Source organism: Lysobacter korlensis (genome assembly GCF_042434515.1).
This window is the reverse complement of the sequence record NZ_JBHLTG010000001.1, coordinates 1,553,843-1,580,069: the sequence shown is the minus strand read 5'-3', so window position 1 is coordinate 1,580,069 and position 26,227 is coordinate 1,553,843. Positions and strand designations below refer to the sequence as shown.

At 67.6% G+C, this 26,227-nt stretch carries 25 protein-coding genes and 1 pseudogene; 13 read left to right on the top strand and 13 right to left on the bottom strand.

The window, feature by feature from the left end; translation table 11 throughout:
• Nucleotides 1-402: 402 nt before the first annotated feature.
• Together ACFFGH_RS07410 and ACFFGH_RS07405 are read left to right on the top strand one after the other, a co-directional pair.
• On the top strand, nucleotides 403-1,128 hold the full coding sequence (locus tag ACFFGH_RS07410; RefSeq protein ID WP_386666490.1) for a hypothetical protein: 726 nt from the start codon (nucleotides 403-405) through the stop codon (nucleotides 1,126-1,128).
• A 165-nt stretch (nucleotides 1,129-1,293) separates the two neighbouring features.
• The gene (locus tag ACFFGH_RS07405; RefSeq protein WP_386666486.1) at nucleotides 1,294-1,488 is read left to right on the top strand and encodes a hypothetical protein; all 195 of its coding nucleotides are present in this window, start codon (nucleotides 1,294-1,296) and stop codon (nucleotides 1,486-1,488) included.
• Nucleotides 1,489-1,495: 7 nt separating this feature from the next.
• Here the strand turns inward: ACFFGH_RS07405 and ACFFGH_RS07400 are convergent, their stop codons facing one another.
• From ACFFGH_RS07400 to ACFFGH_RS07390, 3 genes are all read right to left on the bottom strand, one after another.
• Nucleotides 1,496-2,104: a rhomboid family intramembrane serine protease gene (locus ACFFGH_RS07400; RefSeq protein WP_386666483.1), complete on the bottom strand. Its 609-nt coding sequence runs from the start codon at nucleotides 2,102-2,104 to the stop codon at nucleotides 1,496-1,498.
• 11 nt (nucleotides 2,105-2,115) lie between these two features.
• Nucleotides 2,116-3,666: a POT-type proton-dependent oligopeptide transporter gene (locus ACFFGH_RS07395; protein ID WP_386666481.1), complete on the bottom strand. Its 1,551-nt coding sequence runs from the start codon at nucleotides 3,664-3,666 to the stop codon at nucleotides 2,116-2,118.
• A 243-nt stretch (nucleotides 3,667-3,909) separates the two neighbouring features.
• On the bottom strand, nucleotides 3,910-4,557 hold the full coding sequence (locus ACFFGH_RS07390) for a glutathione S-transferase family protein (RefSeq protein WP_386666478.1): 648 nt from the start codon (nucleotides 4,555-4,557) through the stop codon (nucleotides 3,910-3,912).
• Between the two features lie 144 nt (nucleotides 4,558-4,701).
• Between ACFFGH_RS07390 and ACFFGH_RS07385 the strand changes: the two genes are divergently transcribed.
• Entirely contained in the window at nucleotides 4,702-6,486 is a 1,785-nt protein-coding gene (locus ACFFGH_RS07385) for a M14 family metallopeptidase (RefSeq protein WP_386667428.1), read from the top strand.
• A gap of 16 nt (nucleotides 6,487-6,502) precedes the next feature.
• Here the strand turns inward: ACFFGH_RS07385 and ACFFGH_RS07380 are convergent, their stop codons facing one another.
• Nucleotides 6,503-7,324 carry a DUF72 domain-containing protein gene (locus ACFFGH_RS07380; protein WP_386666475.1) on the bottom strand — a complete coding sequence of 274 codons (822 nt, stop codon included), beginning with the start codon at nucleotides 7,322-7,324 and terminating at the stop codon, nucleotides 6,503-6,505.
• Between the two features lie 155 nt (nucleotides 7,325-7,479).
• Between ACFFGH_RS07380 and ACFFGH_RS07375 the strand changes: the two genes are divergently transcribed.
• Nucleotides 7,480-7,722 (top strand): hypothetical protein, encoded by a 243-nt coding sequence (locus ACFFGH_RS07375; RefSeq protein WP_386666472.1) that lies wholly within the window; start codon nucleotides 7,480-7,482, stop codon nucleotides 7,720-7,722.
• Nucleotides 7,723-7,732: 10 nt separating this feature from the next.
• On the opposite strand, the gene thpR is transcribed toward ACFFGH_RS07375, so the two are convergent.
• On the bottom strand, nucleotides 7,733-8,344 hold the full coding sequence (thpR, locus tag ACFFGH_RS07370) for an RNA 2',3'-cyclic phosphodiesterase (RefSeq protein ID WP_386666469.1): 612 nt from the start codon (nucleotides 8,342-8,344) through the stop codon (nucleotides 7,733-7,735).
• A gap of 154 nt (nucleotides 8,345-8,498) precedes the next feature.
• Between thpR and ACFFGH_RS07365 the strand changes: the two genes are divergently transcribed.
• Nucleotides 8,499-9,290 (top strand): SDR family oxidoreductase, encoded by a 792-nt coding sequence (locus ACFFGH_RS07365; RefSeq protein WP_386666466.1) that lies wholly within the window; start codon nucleotides 8,499-8,501, stop codon nucleotides 9,288-9,290.
• A gap of 208 nt (nucleotides 9,291-9,498) precedes the next feature.
• Here the strand turns inward: ACFFGH_RS07365 and ACFFGH_RS07360 are convergent, their stop codons facing one another.
• The 3 genes from ACFFGH_RS07360 to ACFFGH_RS07350 all read right to left on the bottom strand — a co-directional run bounded on the left by ACFFGH_RS07360 (nucleotide 9,499) and on the right by ACFFGH_RS07350 (nucleotide 14,003).
• Nucleotides 9,499-11,394 carry an ATP-binding cassette domain-containing protein gene (locus ACFFGH_RS07360; protein WP_386666463.1) on the bottom strand — a complete coding sequence of 632 codons (1,896 nt, stop codon included), beginning with the start codon at nucleotides 11,392-11,394 and terminating at the stop codon, nucleotides 9,499-9,501.
• 113 nt (nucleotides 11,395-11,507) lie between these two features.
• Nucleotides 11,508-12,263, bottom strand: coding sequence for a DUF5666 domain-containing protein (locus tag ACFFGH_RS07355; RefSeq protein WP_386666460.1), 756 nt, complete (start codon nucleotides 12,261-12,263; stop codon nucleotides 11,508-11,510).
• Between the two features lie 180 nt (nucleotides 12,264-12,443).
• Nucleotides 12,444-14,003 (bottom strand): protein adenylyltransferase SelO, encoded by a 1,560-nt coding sequence (locus tag ACFFGH_RS07350; RefSeq protein ID WP_386666457.1) that lies wholly within the window; start codon nucleotides 14,001-14,003, stop codon nucleotides 12,444-12,446.
• Nucleotides 14,004-14,210: 207 nt separating this feature from the next.
• Between ACFFGH_RS07350 and ACFFGH_RS07345 the strand changes: the two genes are divergently transcribed.
• The 5 genes from ACFFGH_RS07345 (at nucleotide 14,211) to ACFFGH_RS07325 (ending at nucleotide 18,662) form a co-directional block, all read left to right on the top strand.
• A complete protein-coding gene (locus ACFFGH_RS07345) occupies nucleotides 14,211-14,351 on the top strand; it encodes a hypothetical protein (protein WP_386666455.1) in 141 nt (46 codons plus the stop codon).
• Nucleotides 14,352-14,389: 38 nt separating this feature from the next.
• Entirely contained in the window at nucleotides 14,390-14,824 is a 435-nt protein-coding gene (locus tag ACFFGH_RS07340) for a YaiI/YqxD family protein (RefSeq protein ID WP_386667426.1), read from the top strand.
• 109 nt (nucleotides 14,825-14,933) lie between these two features.
• Entirely contained in the window at nucleotides 14,934-17,009 is a 2,076-nt protein-coding gene (locus ACFFGH_RS07335) for a DEAD/DEAH box helicase (RefSeq protein ID WP_386666453.1), read from the top strand.
• A 421-nt stretch (nucleotides 17,010-17,430) separates the two neighbouring features.
• The gene (locus tag ACFFGH_RS07330) at nucleotides 17,431-17,808 is read left to right on the top strand and encodes a response regulator (protein WP_386666450.1); all 378 of its coding nucleotides are present in this window, start codon (nucleotides 17,431-17,433) and stop codon (nucleotides 17,806-17,808) included.
• 341 nt (nucleotides 17,809-18,149) lie between these two features.
• On the top strand, nucleotides 18,150-18,662 hold the full coding sequence (locus ACFFGH_RS07325) for a hypothetical protein (RefSeq protein WP_386666447.1): 513 nt from the start codon (nucleotides 18,150-18,152) through the stop codon (nucleotides 18,660-18,662).
• 244 nt (nucleotides 18,663-18,906) lie between these two features.
• On the opposite strand, the gene ACFFGH_RS07320 is transcribed toward ACFFGH_RS07325, so the two are convergent.
• Both ACFFGH_RS07320 and ACFFGH_RS07315 read right to left on the bottom strand, forming a co-directional pair.
• On the bottom strand, nucleotides 18,907-20,178 hold the full coding sequence (locus ACFFGH_RS07320; protein ID WP_386666444.1) for a sensor histidine kinase: 1,272 nt from the start codon (nucleotides 20,176-20,178) through the stop codon (nucleotides 18,907-18,909).
• A 76-nt stretch (nucleotides 20,179-20,254) separates the two neighbouring features.
• Nucleotides 20,255-20,464 (bottom strand): annotated as a pseudogene (locus ACFFGH_RS07315) (PAS domain-containing protein); the annotation flags it as partial.
• On the opposite strand from ACFFGH_RS07315, the gene ACFFGH_RS07310 reads away from it, so the two are divergent.
• Nucleotides 20,372-20,584: a hypothetical protein gene (locus tag ACFFGH_RS07310; protein WP_386666442.1), complete on the top strand. Its 213-nt coding sequence runs from the start codon at nucleotides 20,372-20,374 to the stop codon at nucleotides 20,582-20,584. The pseudogene ACFFGH_RS07315 and the gene ACFFGH_RS07310 sit on opposite strands and share 93 nt — an antisense overlap.
• A gap of 433 nt (nucleotides 20,585-21,017) precedes the next feature.
• Entirely contained in the window at nucleotides 21,018-21,200 is a 183-nt protein-coding gene (locus tag ACFFGH_RS07305) for a CsbD family protein (protein ID WP_386666440.1), read from the top strand.
• 493 nt (nucleotides 21,201-21,693) lie between these two features.
• On the opposite strand, the gene ACFFGH_RS07300 is transcribed toward ACFFGH_RS07305, so the two are convergent.
• The 3 genes from ACFFGH_RS07300 to ACFFGH_RS07290 form a co-directional block, all read right to left on the bottom strand.
• Nucleotides 21,694-24,078 (bottom strand): hybrid sensor histidine kinase/response regulator, encoded by a 2,385-nt coding sequence (locus ACFFGH_RS07300; protein ID WP_386666439.1) that lies wholly within the window; start codon nucleotides 24,076-24,078, stop codon nucleotides 21,694-21,696.
• A gap of 363 nt (nucleotides 24,079-24,441) precedes the next feature.
• Entirely contained in the window at nucleotides 24,442-24,888 is a 447-nt protein-coding gene (locus ACFFGH_RS07295; protein WP_386666436.1) for an EF-hand domain-containing protein, read from the bottom strand.
• A gap of 98 nt (nucleotides 24,889-24,986) precedes the next feature.
• A complete protein-coding gene (locus tag ACFFGH_RS07290; protein WP_386666433.1) occupies nucleotides 24,987-25,391 on the bottom strand; it encodes an EF-hand domain-containing protein in 405 nt (134 codons plus the stop codon).
• A 281-nt stretch (nucleotides 25,392-25,672) separates the two neighbouring features.
• Here ACFFGH_RS07290 and ACFFGH_RS07285 point away from each other — a divergent pair, with 281 nt between their 5' ends.
• Nucleotides 25,673-26,224, top strand: coding sequence for an EF-hand domain-containing protein (locus ACFFGH_RS07285; RefSeq protein ID WP_386666431.1), 552 nt, complete (start codon nucleotides 25,673-25,675; stop codon nucleotides 26,222-26,224).
• Nucleotides 26,225-26,227 lie beyond the last annotated feature (3 nt).

Below are 26,227 nucleotides of genomic sequence, written 5' to 3'. Positions count from 1 at the left end.
GGCTCCTGTGGATTCCCTCCCGACTGGCGTCCGGGAGGCTCGCGCGCGACGCGGCGAGGTGGGCGACGCCCGGATCCCGACGGTCGGCGAATCATGCGTGTCGCATCAGATTCGCCGACCGCGTGCGATGTGCCCGCGAAGGCGGCCGCGTGTTACGCGCGGCTTTCTCCACCGCCCTGGTAAGAAGCCGACGGCGTGATGCCGGCCGGGGCGACCAGGCCAGCGCCTGCACCGGCGGCGTCGCCGCGACCCCGGCGGGCTTGGCGGCGGCCGCCGTCGTCACCGGACGGCGCGCGACGTGCCCGTCCGCCCGGCCCCTGCGCGCCGACTCCGGCGCTCGATGGCTCCGGCCGGTTCGCGGCGCCCACGCCTTTCTTCCGCGCCGGCGAGTAAGGCGACGGGGTGGCATCGGTCACCGGCTGCGTCGACGCGGACTTGCGCGTCGTGGACTGCTCGGCCGAGCTCTTGCGGGCCCGCGTCGATGTCCCGCTGGACGCCGAGGCGCTGCGCGTCGCCTGCCCGCCATTCGTGACGCGGCGGCTTGCGCTCTTGTGGGTCGACGGGCTGTCGTCGGTGTCCCGCGGTGCGCTCGTGGCCGCCTTCGAGCGCGTGCCCCGCGCCGCGGGCGCACCGCGCTTCGCGTTCGCGTCGCCCGATGCGGTCACCGAATCCTGGCGGCGCCCCGGCGTGCCGCGGGAGGCCTGCGTTCCTCCGGCGGCCGTGCGCTTGTCAGCGCCGTTGCTACCGGCCGATTTGGCCGCGGCTCCGCGACCGTTCGCGGCTGTCGCCGACGAAGCGGACTTACCGGCGCGACCACTGCCGTTCGCCGACGACGCCCCAATTGCGCCCGCCTTCCCGCTCGTTACCGCGGACTTTCCGGTCTTGGCCGCTTTTGCGCCCTTGCCTGCCGCGGCGCCGTCGGAGGCTGCCGACTTCTTCGAAGCGGTTTTCCGCGACGCGCCGTCGTCCTCTGATTTACCAGCGGAGCCACGTGCAGAGGTTCGTTTCACTGCGGATTTCGAGTCGCCATTGCCCGCGTGGGCGGCCGGCTTGGAACGTCCACCTGTCTTCGTCGCCATGGGATTCTCCGTATCGAGAGTGGCGCCAGCTGGCGCAAACGCGTCGTAGCACGCGATTCATTCAGATCAGGTGAGAGACGCGCGCGCCTCGCCCGATGCCGCGCCGCTCAAGATCGAAGACGGCTCACGCGGAGCACGAGCAGCAGCGCTGGCGTAGACGGCGCCGACACGCGCGTAACTGCAGAGTGGTTTCTTTCCTGAAACGCTGACTGCCATGATCGCAAACGACCCGATGCCCGACCTCAGCGATGACGACGCGGTCGCACGCCTGTTCGATCTGGCGACGCAGGGTGATCCGGGCAGCGCGGAACTGCGCCGGCTGGACGAAGTGGTCTACGGGCGCCTGCTGCGCACCTATGCCGTCGGCAATGACGACGCTACCCCGCGTGCGGTAACCATACGCGGCTGATCGCCGCTCAGCTCAGAAAGGACGGGTTTGCCAGTTCCTGCAGGAACACCCCGGCGACCCGGGGCTCCATCAGCAGCATGAACAACACGCCATAGGCCGCACCCGACAGGTGCGCGCTGTGGTTGACGTTGTCCCCGCCGTGCTTGTCGGCCCAGAACGAGTAGCCGACGTAAGCGACCGCGTAGACGATCGCGGGCACGGGCAGGAAGAACACGAAAATCAGGGTCCACGGATCCAGCAGGATGAACGCGAACAGCACCGCCGACACGCCGCCCGAGGCGCCGAGACTGCGGTAGTTCGCGTCGCGCCGGTGCCGCACGTACGTCGGCAGGATCGCGACGACGATCGCCGAGACGTAGAACAGCACGAAGCCCAGCGGGCCCATGTACTGGGCGAACAGCCCCTCGATCGCGCGTCCGAAAAAGAACAGCGTGATCATGTTGAACAGCAGGTGCTGCCAGTCCGCATGGATGAAGCCGTGCGTCACCAGTCGCTCGTACTGGTGCTTGCGGTCGATTGCCGGCGGCCAGAGGATCAGTCTCTCGAGCAGGCGTGGCCGCTCGAACGCGCGCCACGACAGCAGGACGGTCACGCCTATCAGCAGGAAAGTCAGCATCGGGAGTCCCGTCAGGCCGTGCGGTAGTGGTCCTGCATCGGATAGTGACGCGCGTACAGCGCGAATATCCCGGCCACGACCAGCGCGAATATCGCAAAGAAGAACATCAGGAACGCGGTCTCGCTGATACCCCACGAGGCCACCTGCGCGGACACCACGTCGTTGCGCAGCGCAGTATTGGTCAGAAGCACCCAGAGGTTGCCGACCGTCACCGACAGCAGCCAGAAGCTCATGATCGTGCCCTTCATCGGCTGCGGCGCCTGGCTGTACGCGAACTCAAGGCCCGTAGCCGACACCAGCACTTCGCCGAACGTCAGCAGCGCATACGGCAGTACCTGCCAGACGATCGAGACGGGGTCGCCGCCGTCCAGCGCCAGCTGCAGCATGCCCGCGACGATCCACGCCAGGCCCGAGAACGCGATGCCCCAACCCATCCGCCGCAACGCGGTGACCTCGAAGCCCATGCGGCGCAGCGCCGGGTACAGCACGAGGTTGTTGAACGGGATGATGAGCATCACCAGCAGCGGATTGAGCGCCTGCATCTGCGCGGCCTGGAACCACTCGGGCTTGGACATTTCCTGGCCCTGCAGCACCCAGGTCGAGGCCTTCTGATCGAACAGCGACCAGAACGGCGTGACCAGCGCGAACACGATCAGGATGCGCAGCACCGCGCGCACGCCGTTGACCGCCTCGTCCGGGTGCCTGCCGCGCGCCAGCTGCAGGTTCATCGCCGCGCCCCAGCCGCCGAACGCGAGCAGGAAAACCAGCGCGAGACAGAACGAGGACACGAAGCCGAGCGTGCCGATGAACGCGAAGCTGACGATCGAGAGCGCCACGCCCACCAGCGCGACCAGCATGCCGGACCGGCCACCCGGCGCGGTCAGCGCGGTGCGCACGACGTTGCCGAACGAGTCCGGATTCGGCGGCGTCGGCGCCAGGCGCACGTACTTCTTGCGACCGGCCCAGAAGATCACCAGCGCAATGAACATCAAAAGACCCGGGATGCCGAACGCAACCGACGGCCCGTAGTTCTTCAAGAACACCGGCATCAGCAGCGATGCGAAGAAGCTGCCGAAGTTGATCGTCCAGTAGAACGCGTCGTAGACGACCTTCGCCTTCGCCTTGTTGGTCTGGTCGAACTGGTCACCGACGAACGCCGAGACCAGCGGTTTGATGCCGCCCGAACCGATCGCGATCAGCAGCAGGCCCGTGTAGAAGCCGGTGCGGTTGTCCTCGAACACCGCCAGGAAGCCGTGGCCGATCACGTAGACGACCGACAGCCAGAAGATCGTGTTGTATTTGCCGAAGAAGCGGTCGGAGATCCAGCCGCCGATCAGCGGGAAGAAGTACACGCCGATCACGAAGGTATGGAAGATCTCCTTCGCCAGCCCCTCGCGCTCGGCAAGCGGGGCATACGCGAGCAGCATGCTGGTGACAAGGAACGGCACCAGGATGTTGCGCATCCCGTAGAAGCTGAAACGTTCGCACGCCTCGTTGCCGATGATGTACGGAATCTGCCTGGGCATGGCGCCCGGGCGGGTCGAGGTCGCGTTTGCGCTCATCTACAGCAGCCCCTGATTGCTAAGTGGAAACCTGTGGGCATGCTGCCCGCATCGAACGCCGTCCTGGCCACGGCGCCCGCGGACCGGACGCCTGGCTCAAGCCTAACCGATCACCCGCCGGGGCCGGCGCACCCGGCGCGCCCGGCCCGGCGCCGACACTGATCGGCCGGGACGGTAGCCGCCGATCGTCGGCGCGGCGCATCCGCCGTTACGTACACAAACGCGAAACGCGCCGCGGGCCAGTCACGCCCACTCCGTCAGCCCTTCGCGCTCGTAAAGCGTGCGGAACGATTCGCGCGCCTTGAGCCGCTGCGCGAGCGCGGCCAGATGCGGCCATTCCGTCGCGGGCTTGGGCATGTTGCGTGACCAGCGCATCAGCATCACCAGATAGAAATCGGCGACGCTGGGCTGCTCGCCGAGCAGGTGAGGACCATGCACCGCAAGGTGCGCGTCCAGCCGCCCCCAGGCCGCCTCGATGCGCGGCGCGACGTGGGCGCGCGCGGCCTCGGCCTGCGCTTCGCCGGCGACCTCGTGCGGGTACCACCAGATGCGGAACAGCGGCTGCACCACGTTTGCGAGGTGGAACATCCACTGGGTGTGCAGGGCGCGACGCGCATCGCCGACCGGCGGCAGCAGCCCGGCGTCGGGATGGCGTTCGGCAAGCGTCTGCAGCAGCGCGGCGGCCTCGAACAGCGGCTGCCCGTCCAGCACCAGCGTCGGCACCACGCCGTTCGGATTCAGCGCGAGATATTCCGGGCGCTTCTGCTCGCCCGACTTGGTGTCCACCAGTTGCAGCTCGTGCGGCTCGCCGAGTTCGATCAGCAGCCAGTGCACGACGAGGCTCGCTGCGCCCGGCGAGTAATAGAGCGTTGTTGCGGTGGGGGTCTGCATGACGGTCTCCACGGACGGAAGCCGCAGAGTCTAAGCACAGCGACGCGTGGCGGCACTTTGCGCGATCGGCGCAGCCGTGCACGCATGGCCGCCGGATGCGCGGGCTCCGCTACCATCGCCGCGCCCCCTCGTCCGGAACCGAACATGACGCGCATCCCGTCCCTCGCCGTCCTGGCTGTCGCACTCGCAGCGGCGCCCTGCTTCGCTGCCGCCGCCGATACGGCACCGCTGGCCACCGTCGCCGAGCGCAGCGGCTACGAGCACACCGGACGCTACGACGAGGTCATCGCGCTCTGCGACGCGTTCGCCGCCCGCTATCCGGACGCGGTGCGCTGCGAGACGTTCGGCACCTCGCCCGAGGGTCGCCCGATGAAGGCGATCATCGCCTCGACGTCGGGCGCGTTGACGGCGGAGGCGGCCAAGGCGCGCGGCCTGCCGGTCACGCTCGTGCAGGGCGGCATCCACGCGGGCGAGATCGATGGCAAGGACGCGGGGTTTCTCGCGCTTCGCGAGGCGCTGGAGGGACGCGCAGCCAAGGGCGCGCTCGACCGGCAGGTGCTGGTGTTCGTGCCGGTGTTCAACGTCGACGGCCACGAACGCTTCGGCGCCTGGAACCGCCCGAACCAGCGCGGTCCCGCCGAGATGGGCTGGCGCACGACCGCCCAGAACTACAACCTCAACCGCGACTACGTGAAAGCCGATACGCCCGAAATGCAGGCGATGCTGGCGCTGATCGGGAAGTGGGACCCGCTCGCCTACATCGACCTGCACGTCACGAACGGAGCAAAGTTCGAACACGACATCTCGATCCAGGTCGAGCCCATCAACTCCGGCGACGCTCCGCTGCGCAAGGTCGGGCGCACGTTCCGCGACGGCGTGATTGCCGACCTCGCCAGACAGGGCTCGTTGCCGCTGCCGTTCTACCCCTCGTTCGTCGAGCACGAAAACCCGCAATCCGGCTTCGAGGACAGCGTGGCGACACCGCGCTTCTCGCATGGATACATGCCGCTGCTCAATCGCCTCGGCATGCTGGTCGAAACGCATTCCTGGCGGCCGTACCCGCACCGCGTCCGCATCACCTACAACACGATCGTCTCGGTGCTCGAACACGTCGCGCGGTATGGCGGCGACTGGCAGGCGGCGGTCGCGGCCGCCGACCGGCGGGCACGCTCCCTCGGCGGTGAGCCGGTCGCGCTCGACTACAAAACCACCGAACGCGCGCGCACGATTCCGTTCCGCGGCTATGCCTACTCGCGCACGCCGTCCGAAGTGTCCGGCGGGCTGATGACGCGCTACGACGAGTCGGTCCCGCAGGTCTGGAATATTCCACTACGCGACGAGATCAAGCCCGGTCGCGTCGTCGACGCACCGCGCGCGGGTTATGTGGTGCCCGCCGCGCATGCCGGCTGGGTGGGCGCGAAGCTTCGCCAGCACGGCATCGAATTCCGCACGCTCGACGCGCCACTGACGGGCGCGCCGCTCAAGGCATTCCGCGCCGACAGGACCGAGTTCGCAGCCGGGCCGGTCGAAGGGCACCAGCGCACGACGCTCGAAGGCGAGTGGAAGCCCGAGAAACTCGAAGTGGGCGCGGGCGCGCTCTACGTGCCGATCGCGCAGCCGCGCGCGCGGCTGGTGATGGCGCTGCTGGAGCCGCAGGCGCCGGATTCGCTGGCGGCCTGGGGCACGTTCAACAACGCGTTCGAGCGCAAGGAGTACATGGAGGACTACGTCGCCGAGGAAGTCGCACGCGAGATGCTCGCGCGCGACCCGGCAACGAAGGCCGAGTTCGAACGCCGCTTGAAGGAGGACCCCGCGTTTGCCGCGAACCCGCGTGCACGGCTGGACTTCTTCTTCCGGCGGCACACCGCGTGGGACGAACGCTTCGGGCTGTATCCGGTGCTTCGCGTGGACCGCGCGCCGGGCGGCTGAACGCCGCACGCTGCGCTTAGAAGCCCAGCGCCTGCTGCACCGGCGCCGCGGCCCGTTGTGGCACGAACTGCCCGGGCGGCTCGACGCCGCACAGTGCCTGCAGCTTCGCCGCGTCGGTCACGGCATGGCCCGCCGCGGTGTTGTCGAGGATGCACCAGGGCTCCCGGCCGGGCGCTGCGTGGTCGATGAGCTCCTGTGCAAGCAGCTGCAGTTCGGCGTCCTCGTAGGCGCTGAAGTAGATCCGCGGCGAGCCGTGCCAGCGCCAGTAATGCCACGCGCCCTGCCCCGCCACGTGTCTGGCGTCGGGCACGCGCGCGGGGTCGGCGGCGACGCGCGCAATGTCGTAGCGCGCCCAGAGCGCCGACACGGATGCCTCGAACCAGCTGCGATGCCGCGGCTCGCAGGCAAGCGGGACATCGGTCAAAGCGCGGAGCTTCTCGAAGAACGCGTCGACCACCGCGGCATCAAACGCCAGGCTTGGCGGCAACTGCACGAGGATGCCGCCCAGTTTTTGACCCAGCCCCGCCGTTTCGCCCAGAAAGCGCGCAAGCAGGTCCTCGCCGCCGACCAGCCGTGCGTCGTGCGTGATCGTCCGCGGCAGCTTCACCGAGAAGCGGAAGTCGTCGGGCACCGATGCCGCCCAGCGCTCGTAGGTCTTCGGCTGGTGCGGGCGGTAGAAGGAGGAGTTGATCTCGACGGCATCGAAGCGCGTTGCATAACGCGCCAGCATGCTCTCGCCCTCGCCGACCAGCTCGGCATGGGCGGACCCGATGGACCAGCCCGCGCAGCCGATGCGGATCGGCGGGCGGCCCTGCACGTCATGGCGTTCGTCGGTCATGTCCGCAGCCTGCCGCCGTCACTGCCGCCGACGTGTGAAACGCGACATCTCCACACAGCGGTAACACGACCGATCCATGATTCCAGCCGAGTCCGCTTGAACTGCGGCGGCACGCTCACCCATCGCAAGCCAGCACGCCAGCCAGAGGCACCCAGATGCTGATCCAGGACCGTCGTCGTTGCCGCCCCCTGTCCACCAAGGACTTCCGCGCCCTCCTCAACACCGCCCAGCTGGTGCAGCTCTCCCAGCTCGAACGTGACGGCTGGCGCCTGCGATTCGTGCGTCAGCGGCCATCGCAGCTTCCGCTGACCGTGCTCGGCTCGCGCGATCAGGCGCATGCCGTGCTGCACGCCGACGGCCGCCTCGAGAGCTCGGCCGCGCTGAATCTGCGCAACTGATCGCCGCGTATCAGCGACGTCGAAGCGGCCAGCGCCCGAGTTCGACGTAGCCGCGATCGGGCTGGCTGTCGATCAGCGCGAACTCATCGACGCGCCAGTCGATCGCGTCGACCGGCGTCGCCGGCAGGCCTTTTCGAACGTTGCGCATGATCGTGACGTGTGGGGTGAACGTCGGGTGCGCCTTGACCGCGACACCTTCAGCAGCCAGCTCGGCCCCCAGAGCGGTGTGCAGCACCTGCAGCGCGGCGGGGCACTCGCTGCTGCCGAGCCACCAGACCCGGCTGCCGCGAAAGCTGCCCGCGTGATCGAGCGTCAGGGTGAACGGCTCGCATGCGACGCGTGCGGCGGCATCGAGCACGGCGCTCGTGACCGCTTCCGGAAGGGGTGAGAAATCTCCGAGAAACTGCAGCGTCAGGTGCAGGCGGTCGCGGCGCAACCGGCGCCCGCCCGGGGCGTGATCATGCGCCACCGCGGCGGCCGTCTCGTCGATGCGATCGCGCACGGAATCGTCTGGCCACAACGCAAAGAACAACCTGTGGTTCATCGCCGCCTCCGCGAATGCCGATTGCGTTGCGAGTCTAGGCCGGCGGTGCGCGGGGCCATCGACATCGGCGTCACCCATTACCGATTTGCGCATCATCGGCACGAAGCGGGGAGCGATACAGCCGCGTTTTCATCACGGCGAAACGAGTCGGCGTCGAAGATCTCGCATCTCTTCCACCTCTGCGACCACGATGGCCACTCGACGCAAAGTCTCGCCTGGGCGACAGCGCCCGATGCAGCCCGCCCCCGAAACCATCCGCAAGGACTATCGTGGCAGCGGCAAGCTCGAAGGCAAGGTGGCGCTGATCACCGGTGGCGACAGCGGCATCGGACGCGCGGTCGCCGTGCACTTCGCCCGCGAAGGCGCGGACGTTGCGGTGCTCTACCTCAACGAGGATGCGGACGCGCAGGACACCCGCACGATGATCGAAGCCGAGGGCCGACGCTGCGTGCTGATCCGCGGCGACGCGCGCAGCCAGGCCTTCTGCAAGTCGGCGATCACGAAGACCGTGAAGGGTCTGGGCCGGCTCGACGTGCTGGTCAACAACCTTGCAGACCACACCGAGCAGATGCGGCTGGAAGACATCAGCGCGGCGCAGCTGCGCACCACGTTCGAGAACAACGTCTTCCCGTTCTTCCACCTGAGCCGCTATGCGCTCGAGCACCTCGGGCGCGGCAGCGCGATCATCAATACCGGCTCGGTGACGTCGTTCCGCGGCAGCGATCACCTGATCGACTACGCGGCGACGAAAGGCGCGATCGAGAGCTTCACGTATTCGCTCGCGAAGAACGTCGTCGACCGCGGCATCCGGGTGAACGGCGTCGCGCCGGGGCCGATCTGGACGCCGCTGATCACGTCCACGTTCGACAAGAAGCGCCAGCGCGAATTCGGCCGCAACACGCCGATGAAGCGGCCGGGCCAGCCCAGCGAAGTCGCGCCGGCGTTCGTGTACCTCGCCTGCGACGACAGCAGCTACGTCACGGGGCAGTTCATCCACGTCAACGGCGGTGGGTTCATCGGCTGAAGTTTTGCCGAAGCGGCCGGCCAGCGTTGCGGGTCGGCCGCCCGCAGCCTCGCGCACGCCGGTGACCGGGCTCCGGCGCGTTAGGGCTGCCTGCGATTCGACGCACGGCCAAGCACTTCGCCTCGCGCCTCGGGCGTTGAGTCCGGCCTCGATGCGTCGCGAACGCTGTTTACGTCCCGACACGAAACCGTGGCCTTCGCCTCGTGCCTCAGGCGTCGAGTTCGGCCCAGCGCACGTACGCAGCGTCGAGTTCCGCCTGCATGCGTGCGAGCTCAGCGCCATGCGCCGCGATCCCCGCGCTGTCGCGCTGGTAGAACGCCGGCTCGTTCATTTCGGCGGTCATCCCCGCGATCTTCGATTCGAGCTGCTCGATACGCACGGGCAGTTGTTCGAGCTCGCGCGATTCCTTGTAACTGAGCTTGCGCTTGGGCGCTGCGGCCGCGGTCGCGACAGACGCTGCAATCGCCGCCGTGGGCTTCGCGGCATCGCCCGACGTGGCCTTGTCGCCGCGGCGCTCCGCAGTCGCCGGTCGCTGACGCAACCAATCGGTGTACCCACCAACGTATTCGCCCACCTGCCCATCGCCTTCCATGACGATCGTCGAAGTCACGACGTTATCGAGGAAATCACGGTCATGGCTGACTAGCAGCAACGTGCCGCCGTAATCACCGAGCAGTTCCTCGAGCAACTCCAGCGTTTCGACGTCGAGGTCGTTGGTCGGTTCGTCCATTACCAGCAGGTTCGACGGCTGCGCGAACAGTTTCGCGAGCAGCAGGCGGTTGCGTTCTCCGCCCGACAGCCGGGTGATCGGCGCTCGTGCGCGCTCGGGCGTGAACAGGAAGTCCTGCAGGTAACCGATCACGTGCTTGGGCTTGCCGTTGATCTCGACCGATTCGCGGCCCTCGGCCACGTTCTCGATCGCGTTCCAGTCCTCACGAAGCGTCGCGCGGTACTGATCGAAATACGCGACCTGCAGGTTCGTGCCGAGGCGGATCTCGCCAGAGTCGGGCGCCAGTTCGCCGAGCAGCAGCTTGAGCAGCGTGGTCTTGCCGCTGCCGTTCGGGCCGATCAGCCCGATGCGGTCGCCACGGAACACCGTCGTCGAGAAATCGCGCACGATCGAGCGGCCCTCGAAGCCGAACCCGACCGCCTTCGCTTCGATGACCTTGCGCCCAGAGGACTCGGCATTCGCGACTTCCATGCGCACGTTGCCTACCTGATCGCGGCGCTGTGAGCGCTCGCTGCGCATCGCCTTGAGCCGGCGCACGCGGCCTTCGTCACGCGTGCGGCGGGCCTTGATGCCCTGCCGGATCCACACTTCTTCCTGCGCGAGCAGCTTGTCGAAGCGCGCGTTCTCCTGCGCCTGCGCGTTCAGGCGTTCCTCGCGCCGACGTTCGTAGTTGGCCCAGTCACCCGGCCAGCTCGTCACCTGCCCACGATCGATCTCGACGATGCGCGTGGCAAGCGCGCGCAGGAAGCGGCGGTCGTGGGTGATGAAGACCAGTGCGCCCGACCAGCCCTTGAGGAAGGTTTCGAGCCAGTCGATCGCTTCGATATCGAGGTGGTTGGTCGGCTCGTCGAGCAGCAGCACGTCGGGCGTCGACACGAGCGCGCGTGCCAGCAGCACGCGACGCTTCATGCCGCCGGACAGACCGGAGAACGCGGCCTCGCCATCAAGGTCGAGCTTGGTCAGCGTCTCGACCACGCGCTGGTCGAGCGCCCAGCCGTCGGCGGCCTCGATCTTCGACTGCACGTCCGCCAGCGCGTCGGTATCGACGGTCTCGGCATGGCTGAGGTGGTGGTATTCGGCGAGCCAGCGCCCCAGGTCGCCCAGGCCGGCCGCGACGACATCCCACACCGCGCCGCCGGCGTCGGCGGGGACTTCCTGCTCCAGGCGTGAGACGCGCACGCCGCCTTCGCGACGCACTTCGCCGTCGTCGGGCTGCAACTCGCCGGACAGCAGACGCATCAGCGTCGACTTGCCGGCGCCGTTGCGGCCGATCAGCGCGATGCGCTCGCCTTTTTCGATGGACAGCTCGACGCGTTCGAGCAGCAAGGGGCCGCCGACGCTGTAGTCGACGTTCTGCAGGGTAATCAGGGGCATGCCGCCATTGTACGGGCACGACGCCGCTGGCTCGGGCGCGGTAGACGCGGTAGAGCGCTGCGGGCGCCGCGCTGGGACCCGCAACCGGCGGTCAGTGCCCGACTAGCTCACGACTAGCGCGAGCGTGCGTTGACCTCGACATCGATCCGCTCGGCCAGCAGGCCCTGACCGGTGGGACGGCCCTGCACGCGGACGACGTCACCGGATTCCAGCTGCTCGGGGCGGAGCTGCTGGCCGCGGTACTCGACCCGGGTGCGTTCGTCGTAGAACACCTGCTCACGCGCGCCGCTGTAGCCGCCACGCGTGAGTTCGATCACCCGCCGCCGCGGATCGACATAGCTGATCGCGCCCTGCAGGTCGTTGCCGTAGTAGCTACCGCCGCCACCACGCGTGTCGCGCACGTTCTGCACGACCTCGATGAACCGCGCATGCAGGCGGCCGCCGGCATCTTCGGCTTCGATACTGATGCGGTCGCCACGCTCCAGCCCTTCAACCGGGTACTGGCGGCCCTGATAGACGAGCTGCGTGTTGCGGTCGTAGGACACCTCGATCGCGCGCCCCCCGCCGTATCCGCCGCCATCCGGGCTGATCACTACGCGCCCGTAGCGCGGGTCGACCTGCTGCACGGTGCCGAGCACCCGCTGCGAGCCGTAACGCCCGGGGTCGCCGCTGCCCGGGTAGCCCTGGCCGGGGTAGCCCTGGCCCGGATAACCCTGCCCCGGGTATGCATCGCCCGGGTAGCCGGTGCCCGGATAACCGGCACCCGCGCCACCGCCGTAGGGCGTTGCACAACCGGCCAGCAACGAGAGCGCAAGCAACGGCGCAGCAAAGCGCAGCCGCGAAAAGCGATTTCCGAACGATGCAGGCATGACCGGGACTCCAACGGGACCGTAGCCAGCATCCATCCGAGGAGGTGAATGCGGGGTCTGCATGCGGACTACGGGCGTTCGATGCGTTTTACCCGGCGTGCATGGCACGTCGCGCGTCGCGCTGCCACGCACAGCCGAAAGCGCGGCCCCGAACCCCCGACGCGCGAGACCTCTGCGTCCCTATGAGCTGCACGAAAGCATCGAGCAGCCCGCCTTCGTGCGAGCCCAGTCGGGGCGCCGCTCCGCGAACCGCTCCATGCCCGGCTGGTCGTCGTAGGGTCTTCGCATTACTTCGAGCAGCTCCTGGATGCCGGATGGGTCGCCCTGCTCGGCGCGGTCGATCGCAAGCTGAGCCAGGTAATTGCGCAGCACATAGCGCGGATTCCCCAGGCGCATGCGCTCGCGGCGGTCTTGTGCCGACAGTGGGTCCTCGGCCACGCGGCGGCTGTATCGCTCAAGCCACGCGAGCAGCGCCGGCGACACTTCCTCGCGCTTGCCGTCGTCGTAGAACGCTTCAGCGAACGGCGCGAGCGAGCGGGCCTGTAGATCGGCATCCATCAGCGCGCGGAAGAACAGCGTCATATCGACCTCGCCGAGCGCGAGCAGCGCATACAGCGCCTGCATCATCTCGACGTCCTCGTCGCGGCATTCCGCAAGTCCGAGCTTGCGCGCGATCGTCTCCCGGTCGGCATCGATCCAGGCGTCCACGTAGTTTTGCAGCGCTTCCTCCAGCGGCTCGACCGATTCGAACAGCGGCACCAGCGCGTTCGCGAGCTGCACGAGGTTCCAGTGGGCCACATGCGGCTGCTGGCCGAAGCGGTAGCGGCGCTGCTGGCGGTCGGTGGTGTTCGGCGTCCAGTCCGGGTCGAAGTTGTCGATCCAGCCGTAGGGGCCGTAATCGATCGTCAGGCCGAGGATCGACATGTTGTCGGTGTTCATCACGCCATGCACGAACCCCACGCGCATCCAGTGCGAAACCATGACGGCCGTGCGGCTGCACACCTCACCGAACCATTGCGCATAGAGCGCTTCGCCCTCGCCTTCGAGGTGCGGATAGTCGCGTCGAATGCAGAAATCGACGAGCTTGCGCAGCAGTTCGATATCACCGCGCGCCGCCGGCAGTTCGAAATTGCCAAAGCGGATGAACGACGGCGCGACACGACAGACGATCGCGCCCGGCTCGGGTCGCGCGTTGCCGTTGTAGAACATGTCGCGGATCACCTCGTCGCCGGTCCCGACCAGGCTCAGCGCGCGCGTGGTCGGTACGCCGAGGTGGTGCATTGCTTCGCTGCAGAGGAACTCGCGGATCGACGAGCGCAGCACCGCGCGCCCATCGGCACTGCGCGAGTACGGCGTCATGCCCGCACCCTTGAGCTGCAGCTCCCAACGCTCACCTGCAGCATTGATGGTCTCGCCTAGCGTGATCGCGCGGCCGTCGCCGAGCTGCCCGGCCCAGTGGCCGAACTGGTGGCCGCCGTAGTTCGCCGCATAAGGTTCCATGCCCGGCAGCAACGCATTGCCGCCGAACACGGCTGCGAACTCCGGCGAAGCCACGTCCGCTTCGCTGAAGCCGAGCCGCTGCGCCATCTCGGCCGAATACGCCAGCACACGGGGTTGCGCGACCGGCGTGGGCTCCACGCGCGACCACAGCGCACCATGCACCTGGCGCACGCGCGGTCCACTTTCGGCATCGCCGGGCAGCTCGCGGATGAACGCGTTGTCGAATCGGAGCGTTTGCATCGGAAATCCCCGCAGGAGTGCCTACACCGGCGCATCGTGGCCGCGGATATGCGAGCGCCGGGTGACCATGCGCGACCGCAGGCGGCGCACGACCCGACGCCAGCGTCGCCACCAAAGCGGCCCGACGTGCGCGCCGTCACGGCTCCGTTTCATCGGGCCGGCAGACGCGGATCGCCTACACTGCGGGATTATCCGAGTGGAAGAGACATGGCCAAGCCCAACTATTCGTTCGAGAAGCGCCAGCGCGAGCTTGCGAAGAAGAAGAAGCAGGACGAAAAGGCTGCGAAAAAGCAGGCCGAGCGCGACACCAGCCGCCCGCCCGAGACCGACGGCGGCACCCCGGGCTGAACCCGGTGGCCGCGGACCCCCGCGGGCGACGGATCTGGGTGGACGCCGATGCATGCCCCGGCGTTATCCGCGACATCCTGTTCCGGGCGGCCGAGCGCGCGCAGGTCGAGGTCACGCTGGTTGCGAACCAGTGGCTGCGCACGCCGCCGTCCCGCTTCATCCGCGCGCTGCAGGTCGAATCCGGTCCGGACGTGGCCGACAGCGCGATCGTTGAACGCTGCGCGCCGGGTGACCTCGTCGTCACCCAGGACATCCCGCTCGCCGCATTGGTGCTGGAAAAAGGCGCTGCCGCACTGAACCCTCGCGGCGAACGGTACACCAGCGCGAACATGGCCGAGCGGCTTTCCATGCGTAATTTCATGGACGAACTGCGCGGCGCCGGCATCCAGACCGGCGGGCCACCGCCGCTGCACGCGCGCGACCGACAGGCCTTCGCGAACGAGCTCGATCGCTGGCTTGTGCAGTCGCGCTGACCCGGGCATCACGCCCGTGCGCATACATCGCGCACACGCCGCGCGCGGGAGCGGCCGCTACACTGTCGACCATTCCGACCGGCTCCGCCGGCGCTGAACGAGCCTTGCCATGAGCGCCGAAAACGCTGCGCCTACGATCAAATTCACCGACCTCGAGCTGCCCGAGACGCTGCTTCGCGCGCTCACCGAAGTCGGTTACGAATCCCCTTCGCCGATCCAGGCCGCGACGATTCCGCCGCTGCTGCAGGGCCGCGACGTGCTCGGCCAGGCGCAGACCGGCACCGGCAAGACCGCCGCGTTCGCGCTGCCGATCCTTGCCCAGATCGATCCCTCCAAGCCGAAGCCGCAGGCACTGGTGCTTGCGCCGACGCGTGAGCTCGCGATCCAGGTCGCCGAGGCGTTCCAGAAGTACGCGCATCACCTGCCCGGTTTCCATGTGCTGCCGATCTACGGCGGACAGAGCTACTACCCGCAGTTGCAGGCGCTCAAGCGCGGCGTGCAGGTCGTCGTCGGCACCCCGGGCCGCGTGATCGACCACATCACGCGGGGCTCGCTGGATCTGTCGGAGCTGCGCTGCCTGGTGCTGGACGAAGCCGACGAGATGCTGCGCATGGGCTTCATCGACGATGTCGAGACCGTGCTCAAGAAGACGCCGGAGACGCGCCAGGTGGCGCTGTTCTCGGCCACGATGCCGGCGCCGATCAAGCGCATCGCGCAGACCTATCTCAAGGATCCGGTCGAGATCGCGATCAAGTCGACCACGACCACTGCGGCCAATATCCGGCAGCGCTACTGGTCGGTCAGCGGCGTGCACAAGCTCGATGCGCTGACCCGCATCCTCGAGGCCGAGCCGTTCGACGCGATGATCGTCTTCGCCCGTACCAAGCTCGGCACCGACGAACTGGCCGAGAAGCTGTCGGCCCGCGGAATTTCGGCCGCCGCGATCAACGGCGACGTGCAGCAGGCGCAGCGCGAGAAGACCATCCAGAACCTCAAGGACGGCAAGATCGACGTGCTGGTCGCGACCGACGTCGCCGCTCGCGGCCTCGACGTCGAACGCATCAGCCACGTGCTGAATTACGACATCCCGTACGACACCGAGAGCTACGTGCACCGCATCGGCCGCACGGGCCGCGCGGGGCGCGCGGGTGAGGCGATCCTGTTCGTGACGCCGCGCGAGCGCGGCATGCTGCGCGCGATCGAACGTGCGACGCGTCAGCCGATCGAACCGATGTCGCTGCCGACAGTCGAGACCGTCAACGAGCGCCGGGTCAACAAGTTCCTCGACCGCATCGCCGACACGCTCCAGGGCGGCGACATCTCGATGTACCGCGACCTCGTCGAACGCTTCGAGCGCGAACGCAACGTGCCGGCCGTCGAGATCGCCGCGGCACTTGCCAAGCTCGTGCAGGGCGACATGCCGCTGCTGCTCAAGGCAACCGACGACCAGGTGCGCGCGGCGCGCGCGCAGAGCTACGAGCGGCCGGAGCGTGACGGGCGCGAGCGCGGGCCCAACCCGCGCCGCGACGAGCAGCGCGGTGACCGCGGCGGGTTCGACCGCGCCGCGCCGCGGGGCGGGTTCGATCGTGGCGAGCGCGCACCGCGTGAACGCACCGCGCCGGACCGCGACGCCTCCTCGCCGCGCAGCCATTACGAGCGCAACGACGGTGCACCGCGTCAGGCGACGGGTGGTTTCGATCGGCACGATGCGCGCCCGACCCAGAACGCAACCGCGAACGCGGGTGAAGCGTTCTTCGACGACGCCGGCAGCGAAGCCCCACGCGAGCGCCGCGAGCCGCGACAGGCACCCGACGTCGGCATGGAGACGTTCCGCATCGAAGTCGGCCACGCGCACGGCGTAAAGCCGGGCAACATCGTTGGCGCGATCGCGAACGAGGCCGAGCTCGAGAGCCGCTACATCGGCCGCATCGACATCCGCGACTCGTACAGCCTGATCGACCTGCCCGAGGGCATGCCGCGCGAAGTCATGGAGCACCTCAAGCGCGTGCGCGTGGCGGGCCAGCAGCTCAAGCTCGCACGCGCCGGTGACGATGACCTGGCCGGCGGACAGAGCCGCGGCCCACGCCCGGCCGTACCGCGCGCCCCGCGCCCGGGTGGCCCACGCGGCCCGAACGCGGGCGGCCCCGGTGGCCGGCCCGGCTTCAAGCCACGCACGCCACGGTAAGCCCGCTGCTGCGGCCTGCAGCTGCGTAGCAGGCTCCGGCACCGCAAGCCTGGTTGCCGTCGCTTGGCCGGCAACGGAGGTCAGCGTGGCGCGGACCGCTGACCCGTCGCCTTCGACGCGCGACGGAAGCCAACCGTGAGTTCCGCTAGCGGCTGCTGTGGAGGGCGTCAGGAAACCCACGCGGTGCACAGCGGCGGCGCATTCTCCCGCCGCCGATTGCCGGCGTTGTGCGCGCGAAACGGGCTCGTGGCACCGCGGGAAGAGATCGTCGCCTCCTCTTCGATGTGAGCGCAGTCACAGCATCGAAAGTCCGTGCGCCCGATGGGGCGTGTCAAGACCGGATTTCACGCGTTCTTCGCCGTCGCGGGAACATCACTTGCTTCGAGGCGGGCTCATCCAGGCGCCTGCCGAAGGGGGCTACATGAAACTCGATGTTCTGGTGGTGGACGACTGCCGCGATATGCGTGAAACGGTCGCGGCGATACTGCAGCGTCAGGGACTGGAGGTTGCGCTCGCCGAGAACGGCCAGGCTGCACTCGCACTGCTTGCGCGCGGTGCCGAGCCGGGCTTGATCATCCTCGACCTGAGGATGCCGGTCATGGACGGGTGGGCGTTCCTCGAGGCATGCCGCGACCGGCCAGCGCGATTGAAGCGCACCGTCGTTGCAAGCTCGCTCGCGCGCCCGGCCGAACTGGCACGCATCCGCGCCGACTACGGTTGCCGGACGATGGACAAGCCGTTCGACATCGAAGCGCTGATCAGGATCGCGCACGAGGCCTGCAGCAAGCTCGCAGCGTAACCAGGCCGGCCCACGCGCCGGCCCGGGCTGGCGCAGTGGGCCGCACGCAGTGCCGATGCGAAACAAGCGTCAGAAACCGACGCGGCTGGATCCGGGCAGCCCGGAATACGGCCCGCCCTGCATCCGAATCATCGGCGCATGCCTGTCGACGCGGGCCGACTGCGCAGGATGCACGGCGCGACCCGAACGAATCGCACGCAACACGAATAGCGTTCCGACGCGACGCCCAGTCGGGCGGCGTAAATGCGCGATTAACTCAGCAGACATAGCGGCCGCTTCTGGGTGGATTTCCCCCGGAAATTAGCGTTGCTCTTCGCGCGTAGGGGCCTATGTTGGGTTACATGGCCACTGCCTCTCCCCACTACCGAATCGCAAAGCGGGCCAGCCGGTTCATGCTTTCGTTCGCGAAGGCGCAGAGCCTGGAGGCCGCCTTTGCTGAAGTGCCCACGCCGGCGAATCAGCGCCGCAGCACCCTTGGCCTGCTCTGGGGCGTCATCCTCGCGCATGCGGCGGCCGAGCGTTGTGACCGCAACTGCGCCCTCGAAGTCGCGCGGTTGATGCTGGTAGACCTGCCCGACGGAGCCGCGTCGTTGCGATGGCTCACCGAGCACCGTGACGATGACGAATTCCAGGCCTGGGCCGAACTGGGTGCAATGGCCGTCGAGCGTGCCGCTCGCGCGAACGATTCGATGCCTGCCTTGATCGACCTGGCCCGGCGCTACCGCGCGATCGCACCGGACGCTCCGCCGCCCGGGCGCGCACCGATGCCGATGCCGGGCAGCCGGTTGCTCGCCGACAACGCGCATCGCCCCGTTCGCCACGACCCGCAGTCACGCTCCCGCCTCGGGCCGTAGAACCCGCAAGCGCTGTTCGGGTGCCGGCGGCGTCCCGGCGGAGGCGGCCGGCATGTCGGAATGGCGATCGTCCGTCGGGACGGGTCCAGCGACGAGGGGGATCTAGCGGCTGCAATGCGCCCCGCCGAGAAGGTGACGAGCTGATCGATCGAGCGCGCGCCGGGGATGCGCTGACCCGTCCGGGACGCTGCTGCTACGCCGGTTCGTCACCTTGCGCGACCACGCGCGTGCGCGGGAACACCCTCTACTGCCGAGGCAACCGGATCCGGAACACCGTGCCCTGCCCTTCGGCGCTTTCGACCTCCACCGTTCCGCCGTGCGCCTCGACGAGCCCGCGCACGAGCGTCAGGCCCAGTCCCCAGCCGCGGCGCGCGCTGTTCTCGTGTGTTGGCCTGCGGAAGTGTGCGGTGAAGATCGCGGACTGCTCGTCAATCGGGATCGGCCGCCCCTCGTTGTGCACTTCGATCACCGTCTCGGCGCCGGAATCCGCGAGCGTGACGGTTACCGGTCGCCCCGGCGCGCCATAGCTGATCGCATTGACGCACAGGTTCTCGAGCGCGCGCCGGACGGTCGCGCAGTCCCATCGGCCCGGTAGTGAAACGGGGGCACGCACGATGAACCGATCGCCGTGCACCGTGCTCAGATCGTCCACCACCTGCTCGACGACCTCGCGCAGATCGCAGGACACCACCGACAGCGTGAGCTTTCCGCCTGCAGTGATGCGGTTCGCATCCAGAAGGTCGCGCAGCATGTGGTCGATGCGCTCGAGGTTGGCGAGCACGCGCCCGCTGATGCGCCTCACCTCGCCCGCGTCGTCCGCCTTGCGGCTGATCACGTGCGAGCCCATCGAGGCTGCCGACAACGGCGTGCGCAGGTCGTGCGACAGCGCAAGAACGAACTGGTCGCGCAGGTCCCGCTCGTCCTCCAGTGAAGACAGCGCGGCCTTCAACGAAGCCTCGCCTTCCACATGTGCGGTCACGTCCACCGCCGCCAGGATCACACCTTCGACGCCCGCTTCGCTCGCGAGGTAGGGATGCACATGCAGGTCGTAGTACCGCGTGCCTGTCTCGCCCGAGGCGTCGCCCGGCCATACGATCGCAAGGCGCCGCACGCTGATCACCTCGCCGTCGTGGTACACGCGGTCGAGCAGAGGCAGCACCTTGTGCAGCCCGCGCGCCGACGAGGCCAGGTCGGCGTCGATCGCTTCCGCATCTGCGAGAAGCTGCCGCATCGCGATGTTCTGCAGTTCGATGCGATGCCCTGCCCCTTTCAGCAATGCCACCGGCAGCGGTACCGCCAACAGCACGTTGCGGAGCAGCTCGCTCTGGCGCGAACAGACGTCGATCTGGTGGTCGAGCCGGAGCTTCGCCTGCCGGAGGCGCTCGTTGGCGTCGCGGACCTCCAGCGTCTGCGCGGCCACCTCGGCTTCGAGCTGCGTCGTACGTGCGGCCTGCTCGACGAATGCGGTCACGTCCACGACACGGTGCAGGATGTGGGTCCAGGCGTCCGATCGCATCGAACACGGGAGTATTGATCGGGCTCCAGTACCGCTGCACGAACTCTCCGCTGTCGGGCAGACGGATGTCGTAGCGCTGCAGCGGCATGTGGTCGGGCACGCGCCGCTCCAGGACACGCAACAGCGACGCGTGCAGGTTCTCGACCGCGCGTGACTCGCTGTCGTCGGGGTTGTCCGGGAATGCATCGAATACATGCCGGCCCAGCAGGTTGTCGCGCTGCGTGCCGGTGGCTTCCAGATATGCGTCGTTGACCTCCGCAATTTCGAGACCGGGCGTGAGGACCAGGTGCGGCGCCGGCGTCGCGTCGAACAGCGCCCGATAGTCGAGGGGCGGCGGGGTTTCCACGGGTTCGCTCATGGCTGGCTCGTCGACGGCACGCGCCCGAGCATGGCAGCGGGTGTGTAGGCGGTCCGCCAAGGCGACGTCGGCGGACCGAGGCCCATTGGCGCCCGCCTGACGACGGGAGGGCTCAAGGGGCGCGGCGCGAAGGAGCGGGCGTCCGGCAAGCGGAGTCGAGGCACGGGGCCGTCACGAACGGACGTTCGAAATAACCGGAATAAACTGATAGGCGTTACCGCCGAGAACGGTTCTTCATTTACTGTCGAGCCGCTCGAATATCCACCAGCGGAACGCTTGCACTTATTACAGCTGCGCTACGCGTCAAAAATACTCCCCGACCGCAACCCGTCGCTCACAGGTAGATTTCTATCCGCTATATTCGCAGTCGAGTTGAATTACCGCACCAAAACATAATAATCACGCGAAATTACTGGGCAATCCGATAATATGCAGTTGTTCGCAATGAGGCGGACGTTGAACCAGACACAAGGAGTACACCATGGACAAGAATAATCATCGAGAAAAGGGTGCCGATCGCGAAATCAAGGGCACCGCGAACGAAGTGGCGGGTCGTGTAACGGACGACCGCTCGCAGGAAATGAAGGGCAAACTGCAGCAGAACGTCGGCTCGGCTGAACGTAAGCTCGGCGAGTCGCGCGACGACGATTCCTCGCGTCGCTAACCATGGATGGACTGGCCGGTGAAGTGCGCTTTGGCTGACTGATCTAGTCGCTGCGGCGGAACCGGCAGAGAAAGGGCAGCTCACGCTGCCCTTTTTTATTGCGCGCACGACTGAATCGCGCGCGGGGACCCGATCGAAGCCGCGGCGCATGACCGCGCTACTCGAGCACTCCTCCACGCAGCATCCGCAAGGGCCAATGCCCGGGCCGCAGCCAAAAGGCCTGTATAAAAAGGCCCCGGTGGAGATCCGGGGCCTAGGGCGCCTGCATGACAGCTCATCGCGTTGCAAAGCGCCCAGCGCCACCCTGAAGCGCCGCAACCGATATTCGCGACCTCAGGGTCAATAGACCGTGACAAACGCAGGGCGCTGACGCATCGCAACCACGAGTTCATCGTCCTGATGGGCGACGACGATCCGGCGCGTGTGGGTTCGGCGCGTGACCGATCAACACGCGGCATCTGTGTACCCCGCATCTGACGTCGTGGCACACCTCTCAGACTGCGAGCAGCCGCACCAGCCGCTCCGGGTCGACCGGCTTGACGAGGTGCTCGTCGAAACCGGCCGACAGCGCGGCCAGCCGGTCCTGCTGCTGGCCGTAGCCGGTCAAGGCGAAAAACCGCGCACCGGCCGTGACATCCAGTGCTCTCAGCCTGCGGACCAGCTCGTATCCGGTCATGTCCGGCAATCCGATGTCGAGCACGAACGCGTCATAGCGCCGCGAATCGTCGACCAGACCGAGCGCCCCCGCGCCGCTACCGGCCACGTCCACTGCATGGCCGTGCAGGCGCAGCACCTCGGCCACCATCGTCGCCGCATCGGCGTTGTCATCGACCACCAGCACGCGCTTGTACGAGCTCGCCGCATCCGTCTGCGTGGGCAGCGTCGGCAGTGCTGGGCCTGCGTGGTCCATGCGGGGTAGCAGCACGCAGAACGTGGCGCCTTTGCCAGTGCCTTCGCTGTCGGCGGTCACCTCGCCACCGTGCAGCCGCACGATGCTGCGCACCAGCGCAAGGCCGATGCCGAGCCCGCCCTGGGAGCGATCGGGCGTGCGCGCGGCCTGCGTAAACAGTTCGAAGATTTCCTGCAGCAGCCCGGGCTCGATTCCCACCCCGCTGTCGCTGACCTGTATCCGGACATGCGCCTGCTGCGCGTCGACGAGCAGCTCGAGTTCGCCTCCAGGCGGGGTGTATTTCGCCGCGTTGTTGAGCAGGTTGACGATCACCTGGATCAGACGGGCGCGGTCGCCGCGGACGATCAGCGGCTCGGCGCTGAGTGAGGTGCGCAGCTCATGGCGCCGCGCCTGGACCAGCGAGCGCACCTGTTCGACCGCAGCCGTGGCCACGGATTTGAGATCGACCGGCTGCTGCTGCAGCTGCACGAGCCCACGCGTGACGCGGGAGACGTCGAGCAGGTCGTCGACGAGTTCGGTCATGTGACTCGCCTGGCGCGCGATGATCTCGCTCGCCTCCCGCGCCTGCGGGTTATTGCCCACCACGGCCTTCAGCAGCTCGGCCGCCATATTGATCGGCGCGAGCGGGTTGCGCAGTTCGTGCGCGAGCATCGCGAGGAACTCGTCCTTGCGACGGTCGGCGGCCTGCAGCGCGTGATAGAGGCGCGCGTTGTCGACCGCCACCGCAGCCCGGTTGCCGACCTCCATTGCAAGGTCGAGGTCCGCGCGCTCGTAGTGCCTGCCGCTTTCGGCAAACACCAGCGTCAGCACACCGATCGCAACGCCACGGGCGCGCAGCGGCACGCAGATGTAGGACCGCAGCCCCAGCGCCCGCAGCATCTCGAACTGCTCACGGTTATGGGTCGAACGCTGCAACAGCTCGTCCGACAGCTGCGGCACCCAGCTCGGCTCGCCTGTGCGCAACGCATTCCAGACGCCGTTGGGCACGTCCTGGCGCGGCGGGTACTGGGCGTGCATCCGCGTGCCGATTTCGATCTTCGCCGGGTCCGGGTGATGCAGCGCGATGCGTTCGAGCTCGCCCGCCGGCGTGAGCAGGTCGATCGCATACCAGTCCGCCAGACGCGGCACCAGCACGACCGCCAGGCTGGACAGCGTGGTCTCGTAATCGAGCGAGGCGCCGAGCACCTGGCCCGCCTCCGCCAACAGCCGCGCGGTGAGTTCGGCGCGCTTGGCGCCGGTCACATCGATCGCGATGCCGAGCACGCGCCAGGGCCTGCCGTCGGGGCCGGGCTCGATACGGCCGCGGGTCTGGATCCAGCGCAGGTTTCCGTCAGGCCCGCGAACGCGGTATTCGAGATCGTAGGGCGCAACGCCCGTGAACGCCGACATCGCCGCCTGCTCGACCGCCGGGCGGTCCTCCGGGTGGACCAGCGCGATGAAGTCCTCAACACGCTCCACGGGGATGCCCCAGAACTCGACCGGGTCGGTGGACGACACGACCGCGCCCGAAACCAGATTCCACTCCCACGCGATCATCTGCCCGATCTGCAGCGCCTGGTTGAGGCGCTCCTCGGCCGCCTCGGCGCGCTCGAGCGCCTCGACGCGGTCGGACACGTCGACGACGAACGCAGTCAGCCCCGCCATCACGCCATTCGCGTCGCGGATGGCCGACGCGCTGCTGCGCGCATGAATCAGCGAGCCGTCACGGCGACGGTATCGCTTGGAAAGCACGACGCTGGCGGCGCCACGACGGAGCTGCTCTACGGACTCGCGCGTGATCGCAACATACGGCGGGTCGGTGACCTCGAAGACGCTCCGGCCAAGCAGCTCGTCAGCGCCATAACCGAGCATGGCGCACCACTGTGGGTTGACGTACACCATGCGGCCGTCAGCGTCGGTCTGCACGACGCCGACCACCGCATCCTCGACCATGCGCAGGAAATGCTCGGGCCTGTCTGCGAACTGCACGGCTGGGTTGTCCTCGTGGGTGATCACAGTCTGGCGCAATCAGGGGTTCGCAGCGCGCAACGAGCCTTCGGCGGGTGTGATGCCGCCTGCATGTCTGCGCGCAGGACACGGTCCGACTAGTGGCACAACCCGGAGCCGGAACCAAGCGCCAGCACCCGCGGCCCCGTGCCGCAACACTCCGGCGCAGCGATAAAAGCAAGCCCCGGGCTGGGCCGGGGCTTGGGTATCGAGCGTCAGGGGTCCGCTGCGACGGAGGACGGCGCGACAGGCACCCTTTTTACGCGGGCATAACAGGACGACGCGATGTCAACGGTATCGAACGCTCCTCCCTAGCCCGTCGCGGCGCCTCCACAGCGGGGCCGGTTAGCGATACACGAAGCCCATCACTTCCTCAGCGCTCAGCTTCCCGTCACCGGACGTGTCCAATTCCTTGAACCGGGTGGACAGGCGGCCGACCGCGGCGCCGCGCGTTGCCGTGGTGTCGAGTTCGGCGCTGGTCAGGTAGCCGTCATCGTTGATGTCGACCACGCCGAAGTCGATGTTGTTCTCGGCCTTGAGAGCCTTGCCTCCAGTCGGCCAGGAAATCACCACCACCGGGCCGCGAGGCGTGTCCAAGGTGACCGTCTCGACGCCTTCCAGCATCTCGACCGGGACGACCTGCCGCACGACCGGCCCGTTCGGACCCATCGACATTGCCGGGCCCACCGGCACGACCGGTTCAATCTGGCGCTTTGCCTGCGCGTCGGCCGCTCCGGTCGCGAAACAAAGAGCGATTGCGGCACCAAGGCCGAACAGATTCTTGCTGATCATCGTTGTATCTCCTCTGTCATTGGTTGTTGCTGGGGCCGCCGGACGCAATAAGCGCGGTGTGGCGGCCGGGCTATGGGGTGTACCTAGCGCGGCTGCGATCAGTCGAACCAGTCGACCCCGAAGCCGAATTCGTCGTCGTCGAGCAGGCCGTCGTCGTTCTTGTCCCATACGCCGAACGCGCCCTCGCCAAACTCGTCATCGCTGAGCACGCCGTCGCGGTTCGCGTCCCAATTGACGAACGCGTTGCTGTCCAGGCCCCACCCCGCCGATGCCGACGCGAATTCGCCATTCGACAGCATGTTGTTGTTGTCCTTGTCCAGGACGTCGAACCAATCCTGTTTGTCGAAGCCCATCCGGAACTCGTCGTTGCCGATAAGGCCATTACCGTCCATATCCCACTCGGCGAAGCCGACGTCGGCGTCCCCGAGCCCGAACGGCATGGCCGCGCAGCCACTCGCCAGAATCACAGCCAGGCCGAGCGTCGCAAGCCTTGTAATCCTCATCGCGCACCTCCCTATTTTGAATCCTTACTCCCATCCAATTACGGGGCAGCCGACTCCATACTGCACCGCACCAGGTGGACGCAAGGTGCACTCGACCATTCGATGGCCTTAGCCCACACCGCCCGCGTTAATGATGAGCCATAATTGAAACATTCCCCCGGCGTCGTGAATACGGTCGAATTCTAGGCATTTCATCGGGCAACGATGGGGGACACGGCATTATTGTCGGGTGGTCTACGCTCTATCGCGACCACGCCCGTTAAATACCAGAGGAGCAAATCATGAAAATGCGAAACGCGATTACAGCGCTCGGCGTATCGGCCCTTATCACCCTTGGCGCCGGCTGCGCGCAGGACGACGTGGTGGCCGACGCCGCCGTGGCGGAAACCCCGCCGGCAGTCGGCGTTGCCGCCGATCCGGTGGTCGAACCCGTCGTCGGTGCAGATCCCGCGGCTGTGGCGCCGGGCGCCGCGATCGGCGACGCGGGCGTGGCTGATCGCCCGACCTTCGGTGCCTGGGACAGCAATGCTGACGGCCTGCTCGACAACAACGAGTTCCGGACCCGCTTCAACGACGGCGACTGGTACGGCGACTGGGACGGTGACCGCAACGGCACGCTGTCGACTGCGGAATTCGGCGCGGTCAACACCGCATGGGGCGATGCACCCGGTGGCGTTGATACGAACGGCCTGTTCGACGTCTGGGACTCGGACGAGGACGGCCTGATCGGCAACGATGAGGCGGCCACCGGTGCGTTCACCGCCTGGGACCGTGACCGCAACAACACGATCGACCCCAACGAGTTCAACGCGGGCGTCAATTGGTTCGACTGATAA

What these genes read in the sequence shown, in the direction of transcription:
- ACFFGH_RS07405 (WP_386666486.1), top strand. Translation starts at nt 1,294, where the DNA reads ATGATCGCAAACGACCCGATGCCCGACCTCAGCGATGACGACGCGGTC.
- ACFFGH_RS07400 (WP_386666483.1), bottom strand. Translation starts at nt 2,104, where the DNA reads ATGCTGACTTTCCTGCTGATAGGCGTGACCGTCCTGCTGTCGTGGCGC.
- ACFFGH_RS07395 (WP_386666481.1), bottom strand. Translation starts at nt 3,666, where the DNA reads ATGAGCGCAAACGCGACCTCGACCCGCCCGGGCGCCATGCCCAGGCAG.
- ACFFGH_RS07390 (WP_386666478.1), bottom strand. Translation starts at nt 4,557, where the DNA reads ATGCAGACCCCCACCGCAACAACGCTCTATTACTCGCCGGGCGCAGCG.
- ACFFGH_RS07385 (WP_386667428.1), top strand. Translation starts at nt 4,702, where the DNA reads ATGACGCGCATCCCGTCCCTCGCCGTCCTGGCTGTCGCACTCGCAGCG.
- ACFFGH_RS07380 (WP_386666475.1), bottom strand. Translation starts at nt 7,324, where the DNA reads ATGACCGACGAACGCCATGACGTGCAGGGCCGCCCGCCGATCCGCATC.
- ACFFGH_RS07375 (WP_386666472.1), top strand. Translation starts at nt 7,480, where the DNA reads ATGCTGATCCAGGACCGTCGTCGTTGCCGCCCCCTGTCCACCAAGGAC.
- thpR (WP_386666469.1), bottom strand. Translation starts at nt 8,344, where the DNA reads ATGGGTGACGCCGATGTCGATGGCCCCGCGCACCGCCGGCCTAGACTC.
- ACFFGH_RS07365 (WP_386666466.1), top strand. Translation starts at nt 8,499, where the DNA reads ATGCAGCCCGCCCCCGAAACCATCCGCAAGGACTATCGTGGCAGCGGC.
- ACFFGH_RS07360 (WP_386666463.1), bottom strand. Translation starts at nt 11,394, where the DNA reads ATGCCCCTGATTACCCTGCAGAACGTCGACTACAGCGTCGGCGGCCCC.
- ACFFGH_RS07355 (WP_386666460.1), bottom strand. Translation starts at nt 12,263, where the DNA reads ATGCCTGCATCGTTCGGAAATCGCTTTTCGCGGCTGCGCTTTGCTGCG.
- ACFFGH_RS07350 (WP_386666457.1), bottom strand. Translation starts at nt 14,003, where the DNA reads ATGCAAACGCTCCGATTCGACAACGCGTTCATCCGCGAGCTGCCCGGC.
- ACFFGH_RS07345 (WP_386666455.1), top strand. Translation starts at nt 14,211, where the DNA reads ATGGCCAAGCCCAACTATTCGTTCGAGAAGCGCCAGCGCGAGCTTGCG.
- ACFFGH_RS07335 (WP_386666453.1), top strand. Translation starts at nt 14,934, where the DNA reads ATGAGCGCCGAAAACGCTGCGCCTACGATCAAATTCACCGACCTCGAG.
- ACFFGH_RS07330 (WP_386666450.1), top strand. Translation starts at nt 17,431, where the DNA reads ATGAAACTCGATGTTCTGGTGGTGGACGACTGCCGCGATATGCGTGAA.
- ACFFGH_RS07325 (WP_386666447.1), top strand. Translation starts at nt 18,150, where the DNA reads ATGGCCACTGCCTCTCCCCACTACCGAATCGCAAAGCGGGCCAGCCGG.
- ACFFGH_RS07320 (WP_386666444.1), bottom strand. Translation starts at nt 20,178, where the DNA reads ATGCGATCGGACGCCTGGACCCACATCCTGCACCGTGTCGTGGACGTG.
- ACFFGH_RS07310 (WP_386666442.1), top strand. Translation starts at nt 20,372, where the DNA reads ATGCCGGCCCAGCAGGTTGTCGCGCTGCGTGCCGGTGGCTTCCAGATA.
- ACFFGH_RS07305 (WP_386666440.1), top strand. Translation starts at nt 21,018, where the DNA reads ATGGACAAGAATAATCATCGAGAAAAGGGTGCCGATCGCGAAATCAAG.
- ACFFGH_RS07295 (WP_386666436.1), bottom strand. Translation starts at nt 24,888, where the DNA reads ATGATCAGCAAGAATCTGTTCGGCCTTGGTGCCGCAATCGCTCTTTGT.
- ACFFGH_RS07290 (WP_386666433.1), bottom strand. Translation starts at nt 25,391, where the DNA reads ATGAGGATTACAAGGCTTGCGACGCTCGGCCTGGCTGTGATTCTGGCG.
- ACFFGH_RS07285 (WP_386666431.1), top strand. Translation starts at nt 25,673, where the DNA reads ATGAAAATGCGAAACGCGATTACAGCGCTCGGCGTATCGGCCCTTATC.